A 12,293-nucleotide genomic window follows, 5' to 3' on the forward strand; every position below is an offset into this window, starting at 1 on the left:
CGACAGGCGCCGGCACCTCCCGCAATGCAGGTGAGCTTAAGTCATTTCAGGAGCCTTGAAAATTCCTGCCCGTCTAAGCCTTAAGTCAAAGACTGCGCGCAGTCCTTTGCGGGATTATTGCGATTTGCAATTGATTAATTGCAGTGAAGATGTAGCTAATGAAAACAACTGCATATCTCTGAAATGGATCGAAGGGAGACGGATCGGATGCTCAATGAGTTCAAGGCCTTTATCGCCCGCGGCAATGTCATGGATCTTGCGGTCGGCGTCATCATCGGCGGCGCCTTCGGCGGCATCGTCAAATCGCTGGTCGATGACCTTATCATGCCGATCGTCGGCGCCATTTTCGGCGGCTTCGATTTTTCCAATTATTTCCTGCCGCTCTCGTCGGCCGTCAACGCGCCGACGCTTGCCGCCGCCCGCGCACAAGGCGCGGTCTTTGCCTATGGCAGCTTCCTCACCGTGCTCATCAACTTCCTGATCCTTGCCTGGATCATCTTCCTGATGGTCAAGGGCGTGAATTATCTGCGCATGCAGGTCGAGCGCCAGGAGAAGGCCGCACCGGAAGAACTGCCCCCGCCGCCGGCGGACGTCCTGCTGCTGACGGAGATCCGCGATCTCCTCGCCAAGCGCCCGGCGGTCTGATCGCGGCTGGGACCGGCGGCTCAGGCCGGCATATTGATGCACGTCGTGGTGGCTCCACAAGGGCTCCGCCCGCCCTCAGCACGTCGGCCGCGCCGGCCATCCATCACGAAAATCGATATGCCATCACTTGTTATCATGGGATTTGCGGTCGCAAATCCTCTATGAAGGCGCAAACCGGAGATCTGCATGTCGATCATGAACAGCCTCAGCCCGCGCGCCTTGGCGGCGCCCGAAAGCGGGATCGTCGAAGTCGTCAATTATGCCCGCGGCCGCGAAGGCCTGCTGCCGCTCTGGGTGGGTGAAGGCGATCTGCCGACGCCCGATTTCATCAGCCGGGCGGCGATGGAAGCGCTGGCCGCCGGCGAGACCTTCTACACCTGGCAGCGCGGCATTCCCGAGCTTCGCCGGGCGCTGTCGGATTATTATGTCAGACATTTTTCCGTCCGGCTGCCGGTCGAACATTTCTACGTCACCGGCTCCGGCATGCAGGCGATCCAGATCTCCGTGCAGGCGCTGACCTCGCCCGGCGACGAGTTCGTCTATCTCACCCCGGCCTGGCCGAATATCGCTGCCGCGCTGGAAATAGCCGGTGCGCGCGCCGTCGGCGTCGAACTGCAGTTCGAAGGCGGCAGATGGGGGCTCGATCTCGACCGCATCGAAGCCGCGATCACGCCAAAGACCCGGGGTCTGTTCATCAATACGCCGTCGAATCCGACCGGCTGGACCGCAACCAGAAAGGATCTCGGCGAAATCCTGGCCCTTGCCCGCAAACATGATCTCTGGATCATGGCGGATGAAATCTACGTGCTCTATCACTTTGCCGGCGGCCGTGCGCCGTCCTTCCTCGACATCATGGAAGAGGGCGACAAGATCATCTTCGTCAATTCCTTCTCGAAGAACTGGTCGATGACCGGCTGGCGCGTCGGCTGGATCGTCGCTCCGCCGGAGATGGGACAGGTGCTCGAAAACCTCATCCAATATTCGACATCGGGTGTGGCGCAGTTCATGCAGAAAGGCGCCGTCGCGGCGCTCGATCAAGGCGACGATTTCGTGAGCGCCAACATCGCCAGGGCCGCCCGTTGCCGCGACATTCTCTGCGATGCGCTGATTGCCACCAACCGCGTCGAAACGCTGAAGCCGGACGGCGCGCTCTATGCCTTTCTGAAGATCGACGGGGTCAGCGACAGCCGCCAGGCCGCGATCAACATCGTCGATAAGACGGGAGTCGGTCTCGCCCCCGGGACCGCGTTCGGCGCCGGCGGCGAGCTTTTCCTGCGGGCCTGTTTCCTGCGCGATCCGGGCCAGGTGGCGGTCGCTGCCGAGCGTCTCTGCGACTATATCCTCAGGCGCTGAGAAGTTGCCCGGCCGGTCGGTTTCGTGCCGGAATCGACCGATCGCTAAAACTTGAGCAAAGCCCGAAATCAGCCTCTAACCACGACTCCAAACATACCGGTTCAAAGGCCCTCGAACGGCCCCGCGATAAGAAAATTGGAAAGAAAAACCGGCGCCTGATGCCCCTGCTTCTAAAAAGCGAAAGCAGGGGTGTGGGACATGGCGGTTTTGGTGACGGGCGGGGCCGGTTATATTGGCAGTCACATGGTTTGGGCGCTCATCGATGCGGGCGAGGATGTGGTCGTGCTCGACCGCCTCTCCACCGGCTTCCGCTGGGCCGTGGCCCCGGCGGCGCGTTTCTACCTCGGCGACATTGCCGATGCCGACATCCTGAAGAAGATCTTCATCGAAAACGACATCGAGTCGATCATCCATTTCGCCGGCTCCGCCGTCGTCCCGGTCTCGGTCGCCGATCCGCTTTCGTATTACGACAACAACTCCGGCAAGACCCGGGCGCTTCTCTCCGCCGCGATCAAGGCCGGCATCCGCAATTTCGTCTTTTCGTCGACGGCGGCCGTCTACGGTCAGCCGCAGACCGACCGGCCGGTGAAGGAGAATGCCTCCCTCAATCCGGAAAATCCCTACGGCCAGTCGAAGCTGATGAGCGAATTCATGCTGCGCGACGCCGCCGCCGCCTATGATTTCAACTATGTCGCGCTCCGTTACTTCAACGTCGCCGGCGCCGACCCTGATCGCCGCACCGGCCAGTCGACCGCGGGGGCCACGCATCTGATCAAGGTTGCCTGCGAGGCAGCACTTGGCAAACGCGACAGCGTCCATGTCTACGGCATCGACTATCCCACCCATGACGGGACCGGCGTGCGCGACTACATCCATGTCACCGATCTCGCCGATGCGCATCTGAAAGCGCTGCAGCATCTGCGCAAAGACAAAGGCTCGCTGGTTGCCAATTGCGGTTATGGCAGCGGTTATTCGGTGCTTGACGTGCTGAACATGGTCACCCGCCTGCACGGGCATTCCTTCAAGATCCATATGGCGCCGCGCCGCCCCGGCGACTCGGCGAGCGTCGTCGCCGACGCTTCGCTCGCCCGGCAGGTGCTCGACTGGAAGCCCCGCCACGATTCGCTTGAAACCATCGTCCAGAGCTCACTCGATTGGGAGCTCTTCCTGTCGAACAGAGATATCGACGACCTGCACAGCATCCACCGGGCGCTGGCCGCCGCATCGTTCTGAACGGTGCGCGGCAGCAGCCTGCTTGCAATCCTCGCGCCGGCGGGCCGATGACGGTACGAAAAAGGGGACACCCAAGCTTTCTCAGGCTGGCGCCGGCCGACGGATAGGAGAAGATGAAGAACTTTCTGGCCTCATTGCAGCTGCGAAAAGATAATCCGACGCTTCTGGTGGCGCAGTTTCGGGCCCTGTCGGCGCAGATCCCCACTCTCTATATCCTGCTGATCATCAATGCGCTTGCGGTGGCGATCACCCATCTCGAATCCGCGCCCCTGTGGCTTTCCCTCTATATTCCAGTAACCTTGAGCGTCGTCTGTGTCTTCCGTCTCTGCTGGTGGGAGATCAGAGGCAAGGAAGACATCACCGCCGAGCGGGCCTATAAGCTGATGAAGGTGACCATATCGGGCGCCGGCATCCTGACCGTCGCCTTCGGCGGCTGGTCTATCGCGCTTTACCAATATGGCGACGCTTCCCAACAGGGTCAGATAGCCTATTTCCTCGTCGTGGCGGGCATTTCCTGCATCTTCTGCCTGACGCACCTGCCGATGGCGGCGGCGATGACCACGGTCATCACCTTCTCGGCCATGATTGCGACCTTCATGTTTTCCGGCAATCCGGTTTTCGTCGCCACCGCCGTCAGCGGCCTTTTCCTGATCCTGCCCTTCCTCAGGGTGATCAACAGCTATTTCCAGAATTTCGTCGGCCTGGTGCAACTGACCGAGGAGCTGAAGCAGAAGCAGGAGGAAGCCGAGGAGCTGAACTTGGTCAACAGCCGCAACGCGCTGCAAGACCAGCTGACCGGCCTTGCCAATCGCCGCAGCTTCTTCCTCTCCCTGGAAGAACGGCTGCAGAAAAATCCGGCTGCGCCGCCTGTCATCGGCATCATCGATCTCGATGGCTTCAAGCCGGTCAACGACGTCTTCGGTCATGCCGCCGGCGATCTGGTGCTCAAGGAGACGGCCCGGCGCTTCACGGTGCTGGTCGGCGAGGAGGGCGTCGTCTCGCGTCTCGGCGGCGATGAATTCGGCATCATCTTTCCCTGCTCGTTGACGCGCCAGGCGATCGCCGATCTCGGCCAGGCGCTTTGCGCCACTGTCCGCAACCCTTACGAAATCCCCGACGGCTCGGTCCGCGTCTTCGGTTCCTGCGGCATCGTCTGTCCCGATGCCGGCAGTTACACGGCCGAAGATCTTTACGAGAAGGCGGATTTCGCCCTCTATCAGGTCAAGAGCAAGCGCAGCAGCGGCGTCGAGTTCTTCTCGGCCGACCATGAGAAGATCCTGACTCAGCGCCACCTGATCGAACTCGAGTTGCAGGCAAATGACTTCGCCAGCGAAATGAGGCTCGATTATCAGCCGATCGTCGAATTGCAGAGTGGCCGCGTCGTCGCCTATGAGGCGCTCGCCCGCTGGGACAGCGCCCGCTTCGGCCGCATCAGTCCCGCAGCCTTCATCCCCGCCGCCGAGCGCACCGCCGTGATCGGCCGCATGACGCGTATTCTCTTTGCCCAGGCGCTCGAAGCGCTGGCGATCATGCCGCGCCATTTGAGGCTGTCCTTCAATCTCTCGGCCCGCGATATCTGCGACCACGAGACCTCGATGGCGCTGCTCGCCATGATCAATCGCTCCGGCGCCGATCCCAGGCGCATCGAATTCGAAATCACCGAGACCGCGCTGCTCTCCGATTTCGATACCGCCGACCGGGTGATCACGATGCTGCGCGCCGCAGGCATCTCGATCGCGCTCGACGATTTCGGCACCGGCTTTTCGAGCCTCAGCCACATTCATCGCCTCGCCTTCGACAAGCTGAAGATCGACAAGGGTTTCGTGATGAATTTCGACCGTGACGCCCGCTGCATGAGCATCACCCGGTCGGTCGCCAACCTCTGCCAGAATCTCGGCATTGCCTCGGTCGCCGAAGGCGTCGAAAGCGAAGCGATCGCCGAGGGGCTGAAGGCGATCGGCGTTCGCCTCGCCCAGGGCTATTATTTCTCGCGGCCGCTGCCGTTGGAACTTGCCGTTGACTATGCCGCCCGCTGCGAGGCCAAAGCATCCGCCCGGGATTCGCTTTCGGCCTGACCGATCAATCCCGGCTGGCCTGAAATGCTCTGGAGCGATCTTGCATCGTCGTCTATTCATGGTTCAACAGTGGAGGTGAACCATGCAGGACGGCGAAGTCATCATCGAGCGGCGAGGCACTGCCGGCATCATCCGGCTCAACCGGCCGCGGGCGCTGAACAGCCTGACGCTGGCGATGATCCGGAGGATCACCCAGGCGCTGGATGGCTTTGCCCGCGATGCCGACGTTGCGGCTGTCGTGGCAATAGGGGAGGGCGAACGCGGCTTCTGCGCCGGCGGTGATATCCGCGCCCTGCATGAGAGCGCCCGGGCCGGCGACGGCCTCGCCGGAACTTTCTGGCGCGAGGAATTCCGTCTCAACCATATGATCGCCGTCTACCCCAAACCCTATGTCGCGCTGATGGACGGCATCACCATGGGCGGCGGTGTCGGCCTGTCCTCGCACGGCCGCCACCGCATCGTCACCGAGCGCACCCGCCTTGCCATGCCCGAAACCGGCATCGGCTATGTCCCCGATGTCGGCGCCACCTGGCTGCTGCCGAAGGCACCCGGCGAGGCCGGAACGTGGCTCGGCCTGACCGGCCTCGATATCGACGCCGCCGACGCGATCCACGCCCGCCTTGCCGATATTCGGATCGCCTCGTCGCGGCTCGGCGATGTGATCGAGACATTGTCGGGCCTGCCGCGCGGCAGTTCGTCGGGCGATGTCGATGGCGTCCTGCAGCTGTACGCAGAGCCTCCGGGCGAGAGCCGGCTGCGGCAGAACGCACCAATGATCGATCGCGCTTTTCGTTTCGACAGCGTTGAGGAAATCCTGGCGGCGCTCGCCGGGGAGGACGGCGAATTCGCCGCCGAGACGCGCCGGGTGCTGCTGACGCGCTCGCCGACCAGCCTGAAGCTCGCTTTGCAGCTCTTGAGGGCCGGCCGCCGCAGCGCCTCGCTCGCCGAGTGCCTCGGCCGCGAACTCGGCGCCTGTCTGCGGATGCTCAATAATCCGGATTTCTTTGAGGGCATCCGCGCCGCCGTCATCGATAAGGACCGCAATCCGAAATGGTCGCCGGCGTCAGTCGAGGCGGTGGAGGCGGCAGCCGTCGAGCGCTTCCTGCAGCCGGCCGAACCGCCGCTTTTGCTTTGACGCTCTCATCCTCTGAAGGCCCGATGTGCGGCACCGTGCGGCGTTACCTATCGCCACATGCCGCGCATGCGGGCGCCGACATCGATGCGCACCTGCCGCGCCTGGGCTTGCGCGGCGGCATCCGATTTCACCTGCGGCCAGCTGCAGGCCTCGAAGAATTGCAGGAGGGTCGCCGGAATGAAGCGGCTGCGCGAGGCATAGACATGCCGGTCGCCCTGCGCATTCTGCCCATAAGTGAAGAAGCGCTGCGGCACGACGAGGTCGAGACCGTCGCGGGCGCGCGTCATCGCCACATAGAGCAGCCGGCGTTCCTCCTCGATTTCGGCGCTGGCGCCGACGGCAAGATCGCTCGGAATACAGCCGTCGACGACGTTTAGCATGAACACCCTCGTCCACTCCTGGCCCTTGGCCGAATGGATGGTCGAAAGAATGAGGTAGTCCTCGTCGAGCAGCGGCACGCCGGCCTGGTCGCTGGTCGCATCCGGCGGATCGAGGGTGAGCTCGGTGAGGAAGCGCTCGCGCGAGGCATAACCGCCGGCAATCTGCTCGAGCTGCAGGAGATCGGCCTGCCGCGTTGCCGCGTCCTCATGCAGCCGTTCCAGATGCGGCGCATACCATTGCCGCGCCAGCTCGATTTCCGCCGGCCAGCCGGCCTTGCCGGATTTCATCTCCTGCAGCATCGAAACGAATGCTGCCCAATCCTCGCCGGAGCGCGGCGGCGCCGGCATGGCGGCCAGCGCCGACAGCGGGCTTACATCCTCGGCCATCAGATCGAGCGCCTTCTGCGCCGTCGATGGTCCGACGCCCGGCAGGATCTGCATCAGCCGGAAGCCGGCCACCCGGTCGCGCGGGTTCTGCGCGAAGCGAAGGGCGGCCAGCATGTCCTTGACATGGGCGCTGTCGAGAAATTTCAGCCCGCCGAACTTGACGAAGGGAATGTTGCGCCGGGTCAGCTCGACCTCCAGCGGTCCGCTGTGATGCGAGGCGCGGAATAGAACCGCCTGCTGCTTGAGCTTGAGGCCTTCCTCGCGGTTGTCGAGCACCTTGTCGGCAACATAACGCGCCTGGTCGGCCTCGTCGCGTACCGTGACGAGGCGCGGCCGCTCGGAGGACTGCCGCTCGGTCCAGAGATTCTTGGTGAAGCGCTCCGAAGCGAGATCGATGACGGCGTTGGCAGCCGTCAGGATCGGCTGCGTCGAGCGATAGTTGCGGTCGAGCGTGACGATATTGGCGGGCGGGCTGAAGGCCGCGGGAAAATCGAGGATGTTGCGGACTGTGGCTGCGCGGAAGGAATAGATCGACTGCGCATCGTCGCCGACAACGGTCAGCCCCCGGCCTTCGGGCTTCAGCGCCATCAGGATCGAGGCCTGCAGCCGATTGGTATCCTGATATTCGTCGACCAGCACATGGTCGAAGCGGCTGCCGATATCCTCGGCGATCACGCTCTCGCCGACCATCTGCGCCCAGTAGAGCAAAAGGTCGTCGTAATCGAGCACGTTCTGGCTCTGTTTGGCCTCGACATAGCAGGCGAATAGCTCGCGCAGCTGCTTTTCCCAGGCCGCGCACCAGGGAAAGGCGTCGCGCAGCACCTGGTCGAGCGCCGTTTCCGAATTCACCGCCCTGCTATAGATGGCAAGGCAGGTGCCCTTGGCCGGAAACCGGCTTTCCGTCCTGGAGAAGCCGAGATCGTGCCGGATCAGGTTCATCAGGTCGGCGCTGTCTTCGCGGTCATGGATGGTGAAATCGGCATCGAGGCCGATCTGCTGGGCATAGTCGCGCAGCAGCCTGGCGCCGATGCCGTGGAACGTGCCGGACCAATGAAGCGCATCCGTCATCACGCCGGCATTCGAACCGAGCACGTCGCGGCAGATGCGCTCGACGCGCCGCGCCATCTCCGCGGCCGCCCGGCGCGAGAAGGTCATCAGCAGGATGCGGCGGGGATCGGCGCCCTTGACGACCAGATGGGCGACCCGGTGCGCCAGCGTATTCGTCTTGCCCGAACCGGCGCCGGCAATGACCAGCAGCGGCCCCGCAATATGGCTGCCGTCGGTGAGCGTGCCGTGCTCGACGGCCATGCGCTGCTGGGGATTGAGCTTTTCGAGATACATCCAGCCGTCCGGTCGGGCTCCCGCAGAATCACTGCGAGAAGATTAGATGTTCCTTGAATGTTCGCGATTGCCGCCGCTGTCAAGCCTGGAACGGCGCAAGCTTAATCGGGGAAATCCGGCCCCACCACACGCCGCACCAGCTTCAGGCTGCGATCCGGCTGAAGAATATAAGTCTCTTCCACCCGCTGGCCGAACTCGTTGTAGAACTGGTGATGGACGGCGCTGCCGACCGGCGATTTGGTGAGCTTCGTTCGCGGCTGGCCGCCATAGGTGATGCTGCCGGGAATGGGATCCAGCGCCGGGCTATCGGCCGAGGAGCAGCCGGTCAGCAATATCCCGGCAAACAAGGCGGGCATCAGCACTTTCATCGTCGTCATCCCTCTTTCGACTGCAGCAAGATATGGAAGCCGCAGCACCTTCCGCCAAGAGCGGGTCAGGATTGGCCGGCAGAAATCCGGGAATTATGTAGCAAATGCCACCAGCCGGTAATCGTGCGCGGTGGCCGTTTTACGCCAACAGCGGTCATTGAAGTTGACTATCCGGCTACATTGCAAAATTCAGGAGACAAGTGTCGTAGAGTTTTCCGACGGGCCATTTCGGCTGTCACCCAATACCCGACTCTACGCGTCTGCGCCAATGATCTCAGGGAAAGAGTCAGCGTCATTGATCAGCACAAGTGGTCCGCACGCCAACGCGATATGAGAGAGGATGCGACGGATCAACGGCTCATGCCCTTTCTCGAAATAGAGCTTTTGCGGTTCGTGATCTCCCGAGTAATCCGGGATTATCAGGAGCGCCCATTTAATGTCGGGATTATCTGCAGCGTCCCGAACGAGTGCATGCCACGGAGCCATTGCCCCGTTGTCGGTGATTTCTGCTGTGAGGTCGAGGTCTGATAAAGCTCGCTTGACCTCGGAACCTGTGGGCCATCGCGAAGGCAATGCTGGAAATGAGATTCCTTGCTCGCTTAACCAAATCATCATCTCGGCGTCTAAGGGCCATACAGTCCACATTATGCCCATGGTTGACCCTTAGCGAACAAAGTTAAAGCCATCTCGCACGTTCAGCACTCTCCACCAAAGTCTGACATAACCAGGTCGCAAAAATCCCTCACAAAATCCAGAGGTTCGTGACCGAGTTTTGCGGAATTGTCTTGCAAATGCCAAACGACCGCTTTCGGGCCCAAAGCGGACACTGCAGGAGGTATGACTTGCTACAGGATCGCAAAAGGCTTATGCATAATATATACAGGTAAACTGTATATATTATCGGCGTATGTTGAGGGATGAATCATGTCAACCGATTGCAAAGAGGTGGTTCGCCGCTTCAACATTGAGGTCATTCAAAATGGGAGCGAAACCGAATTTCATTCCTTGATGGCTCCTCACTTTGTGAATCACTCTGCGCCGCAAGGAATGCCGAACGGCCCGGAAAGCATGTGGCACACCTTCCAGAATGTCCTTCGCCCAGCTCTATCAAACCTGGCGGTAACGATCCATGACCAGATCGCCGAGGGCGATAAGGTCACAACGCGCAAGACGATAAGCGGAGTTCATACCGGTACCCTGCTGGGCGTTCCGGCGACGGGACGGGACGTTTCCATTGGCGCTATCGATATTGTGCGAATTCAGGACGGTAAATATGCAGAACATTGGGGCGTGAACACCTTATCCAACGTACTCGCTGCCTTGTCGAAGGATTGATGCGACGAGCTAGCACAGCCGTTCGATAACAGCGATTGCGGCTTCGAGCGTTTGTCTGTCCGTGCCGGACAGGCGTTCCTCGATCAAACTGGCAATCTGCAATGTTCGGGCTTCGCGGGCGCGGGACAATTCCTCATTTCCCTTCTCGGTAATGAAAAGAAGCTGGCTCCGCCCGTCCGCTGGGTTCGGCATTTTGCTGATCAGGCCTTCAGCTTCCAACTGACCGGCAACCAGCCGCATGCTCTGATGCCTGACGTTGCGCCGGCCTGCCAGTTCTGCGACACTGAGCGGACCCGCCCGATCCAGAAGCGACAGTGTTTCTGACTGCGAGGTTGTCGGTGTATTTGCCTGCGCCTTTACGCCGCGAACGAATCTGCCGAGCGTGATGCGCAGATTTTCCGCAAGGGCCAGCGCATCGCTATCTATTTCGGAGCTGGCATCTTCGCTGGCCATTTTCTTCTTCCGCCTAAACTGCACCCTCTAAGCCTTTCCATAGACCGAGAAGAACTAGAAGAGAAATAGCTTCGGCACGACCGCTTATGGCGCGAGAGAGACCACCGACTGTTGCCGACGGCCAAGATTCCAGATCATAACACCTCTCGTCGCTACTCGGCCCAAAGCTGTCATTGACCGTCGCAAAAAGCGGCTCAAGCAATCTGATTTTCGATCGAGGTTTTGTCGATCGCGGATAACACATCGATTATTTTACCGCCCTTCACCTCGTAAAACACGTTTTCTGCGAAGGAAATGCGTCGGCCGTTGATCTTTAAGCCAAGGAAATTGCCTTTTGGTGAGCAATTGAACATCAACCTCGCCGCAATAAGGGGCGGGTCGCATACCAGACGATCTATGACGAAACGTAGGTCGGGGATGTCCTCGAAGTCTTTGATCAGCATCGAGCGGTAGCCTGACAGCCCAAGCGGTCGCCCATTATGTTTAACATCGTCGGCAACATACCGCCTCAGCTCATCCCAATCTTGTCGATTTAGGCAACCTATGTACGCGTCGTAAAATTCTTGCAGTGTCATGTTGCAGATACCATCAGATCAATCCCTTTACCGTCGTGTGGACCAAGACGGCCGGAATTCACGTTGTTATGCGCTCGCACCATGCGTCGCAAGGCTCACAGCACTAAGATCAGTTTCCTCGAGTTTTGCGGCAGTCGCGACGTCCGGTGTTGGCGCTAGATGACCTGATGTGGTGGACGGCCTCCGCTCCCGGCATCGCAATGTGCCAAAGTGTGGCTGTCGAAGTCACATAAGGGAGAGCCGTCCATGGAGAAGATTACCACAATTGGTCTGGATATCGCCAAGCATGTATTTCAGGTTCACGGGATCAATGGTGCCGGCGCGACGGTGAGCCGCCGCAAGCTGCGCCGCGACGATGTCGTTGGATTCTTCAAGGCATTGCCGCCATGCCTGATCGGAATAGAGGCATGCGCGACTGGACACCACTGGGCTCGGGTTCTTATGGCGCTGGGTCACGAGGTTCGGCTGATCGCGTTGGTCGACGACGATGATCACGATCTAATCCCGCCGCTTGCGCGGTCCGCGCTTCTTCCGCTGATCGGCAGTTGCGGGAGGCGCACGAGAAGGTCAGCGAGTTGGATCGCCAAATTCATGCTTGGCATCGCTCGAACGAACTGAGCCGCCGCCTTGAGACGATCCCTGGAATTGGCCCGATCACTGCCAGCGCAATTGCCGCGACGGTGACCGACGCGTCGCTCTTCAAATCCGGCCGACAATTGGCGGCATGGATAGGCCTGGTGCCGCGGCAGAACTCATCGGGTGGCAAGGACCGCCTCGGAAGGATCAGCAAACAAGGCGATCCCTATCTCCGCCGGCTTCTCGTTGTGGGCGCGCACGCGGTGCTTCGTTTCAGCGGCAAAGCTAAAGTTGCACCGACGCTTTGGGCCGCCGAACTTCTGGTGAAGAAGCCGTACAACGTCGTCGCTGTTGCTTTGGCCAACAAGATGGCGCGGATCGTCTGGGCGTTGATGACGACGGGCAGGCGCTCTTTGAGGCGACCGCCGCCCTTTGAA

General features: G+C 60.8%; 11 protein-coding genes and 1 pseudogene. 7 read left to right on the top strand and 5 right to left on the bottom strand.

Annotated features, from left to right (window positions below):
• Positions 1-207: 207 nt before the first annotated feature.
• The 5 genes from mscL (at position 208) to J2J99_RS02990 (ending at position 6,441) form a co-directional block, all read left to right on the top strand.
• Positions 208-645, top strand: coding sequence for a large conductance mechanosensitive channel protein MscL (mscL, locus tag J2J99_RS02970; protein WP_168295861.1), 438 nt, complete (start codon positions 208-210; stop codon positions 643-645).
• A 186-nt stretch (positions 646-831) separates the two neighbouring features.
• The gene (locus J2J99_RS02975) at positions 832-1,998 is read left to right on the top strand and encodes a pyridoxal phosphate-dependent aminotransferase (protein WP_168295862.1); all 1,167 of its coding nucleotides are present in this window, start codon (positions 832-834) and stop codon (positions 1,996-1,998) included.
• Between the two features lie 198 nt (positions 1,999-2,196).
• The gene (gene galE, locus J2J99_RS02980; protein WP_168295863.1) at positions 2,197-3,231 is read left to right on the top strand and encodes a UDP-glucose 4-epimerase GalE; all 1,035 of its coding nucleotides are present in this window, start codon (positions 2,197-2,199) and stop codon (positions 3,229-3,231) included.
• A 113-nt stretch (positions 3,232-3,344) separates the two neighbouring features.
• Positions 3,345-5,306, top strand: coding sequence for a putative bifunctional diguanylate cyclase/phosphodiesterase (locus tag J2J99_RS02985; RefSeq protein ID WP_168295864.1), 1,962 nt, complete (start codon positions 3,345-3,347; stop codon positions 5,304-5,306).
• 82 nt (positions 5,307-5,388) lie between these two features.
• Positions 5,389-6,441 carry an enoyl-CoA hydratase/isomerase family protein gene (locus J2J99_RS02990; RefSeq protein ID WP_168295865.1) on the top strand — a complete coding sequence of 351 codons (1,053 nt, stop codon included), beginning with the start codon at positions 5,389-5,391 and terminating at the stop codon, positions 6,439-6,441.
• 47 nt (positions 6,442-6,488) lie between these two features.
• Here J2J99_RS02990 and J2J99_RS02995 read toward each other — a convergent pair whose 3' ends face one another.
• From J2J99_RS02995 to J2J99_RS03005, 3 genes are all read right to left on the bottom strand, one after another.
• On the bottom strand, positions 6,489-8,549 hold the full coding sequence (locus tag J2J99_RS02995) for an ATP-dependent helicase (RefSeq protein WP_168295866.1): 2,061 nt from the start codon (positions 8,547-8,549) through the stop codon (positions 6,489-6,491).
• Between the two features lie 101 nt (positions 8,550-8,650).
• Positions 8,651-8,917, bottom strand: a complete 267-nt coding sequence (locus J2J99_RS03000) for a hypothetical protein (protein ID WP_168296020.1) — start codon at positions 8,915-8,917, stop codon at positions 8,651-8,653.
• Between the two features lie 252 nt (positions 8,918-9,169).
• Positions 9,170-9,532 carry a hypothetical protein gene (locus J2J99_RS03005; protein WP_168295867.1) on the bottom strand — a complete coding sequence of 121 codons (363 nt, stop codon included), beginning with the start codon at positions 9,530-9,532 and terminating at the stop codon, positions 9,170-9,172.
• Positions 9,533-9,841: 309 nt separating this feature from the next.
• Between J2J99_RS03005 and J2J99_RS03010 the strand changes: the two genes are divergently transcribed.
• Positions 9,842-10,252 (top strand): ester cyclase, encoded by a 411-nt coding sequence (locus J2J99_RS03010; protein WP_168295868.1) that lies wholly within the window; start codon positions 9,842-9,844, stop codon positions 10,250-10,252.
• A 9-nt stretch (positions 10,253-10,261) separates the two neighbouring features.
• On the opposite strand, the gene J2J99_RS03015 is transcribed toward J2J99_RS03010, so the two are convergent.
• A complete protein-coding gene (locus tag J2J99_RS03015; RefSeq protein ID WP_168295869.1) occupies positions 10,262-10,705 on the bottom strand; it encodes a MarR family winged helix-turn-helix transcriptional regulator in 444 nt (147 codons plus the stop codon).
• Positions 10,706-10,899: 194 nt separating this feature from the next.
• Positions 10,900-11,280: an ester cyclase gene (locus J2J99_RS03020; RefSeq protein ID WP_168295870.1), complete on the bottom strand. Its 381-nt coding sequence runs from the start codon at positions 11,278-11,280 to the stop codon at positions 10,900-10,902.
• 246 nt (positions 11,281-11,526) lie between these two features.
• Here J2J99_RS03020 and J2J99_RS03025 point away from each other — a divergent pair.
• A pseudogene (locus J2J99_RS03025) lies at positions 11,527-12,292 on the top strand (IS110 family RNA-guided transposase).
• Position 12,293 lies beyond the last annotated feature (1 nt).

The organism is Rhizobium binae, assembly GCF_017357225.1.
GTDB lineage: Bacteria > Pseudomonadota > Alphaproteobacteria > Rhizobiales > Rhizobiaceae > Rhizobium > Rhizobium binae.

Bases quoted from the DNA above. Each gene is read 5' to 3' on its own strand.
- J2J99_RS03015 (WP_168295869.1), bottom strand. From the start codon at position 10,705: ATGGCCAGCGAAGATGCCAGCTCCGAAATAGATAGCGATGCGCTGGCC.
- J2J99_RS03000 (WP_168296020.1), bottom strand. From the start codon at position 8,917: ATGAAAGTGCTGATGCCCGCCTTGTTTGCCGGGATATTGCTGACCGGC.
- mscL (WP_168295861.1), top strand. From the start codon at position 208: ATGCTCAATGAGTTCAAGGCCTTTATCGCCCGCGGCAATGTCATGGAT.
- J2J99_RS03005 (WP_168295867.1), bottom strand. From the start codon at position 9,532: ATGATGATTTGGTTAAGCGAGCAAGGAATCTCATTTCCAGCATTGCCT.
- J2J99_RS03010 (WP_168295868.1), top strand. From the start codon at position 9,842: ATGTCAACCGATTGCAAAGAGGTGGTTCGCCGCTTCAACATTGAGGTC.
- J2J99_RS02975 (WP_168295862.1), top strand. From the start codon at position 832: ATGTCGATCATGAACAGCCTCAGCCCGCGCGCCTTGGCGGCGCCCGAA.
- galE (WP_168295863.1), top strand. From the start codon at position 2,197: ATGGCGGTTTTGGTGACGGGCGGGGCCGGTTATATTGGCAGTCACATG.
- J2J99_RS02985 (WP_168295864.1), top strand. From the start codon at position 3,345: ATGAAGAACTTTCTGGCCTCATTGCAGCTGCGAAAAGATAATCCGACG.
- J2J99_RS02995 (WP_168295866.1), bottom strand. From the start codon at position 8,549: ATGTATCTCGAAAAGCTCAATCCCCAGCAGCGCATGGCCGTCGAGCAC.
- J2J99_RS02990 (WP_168295865.1), top strand. From the start codon at position 5,389: ATGCAGGACGGCGAAGTCATCATCGAGCGGCGAGGCACTGCCGGCATC.
- J2J99_RS03020 (WP_168295870.1), bottom strand. From the start codon at position 11,280: ATGACACTGCAAGAATTTTACGACGCGTACATAGGTTGCCTAAATCGA.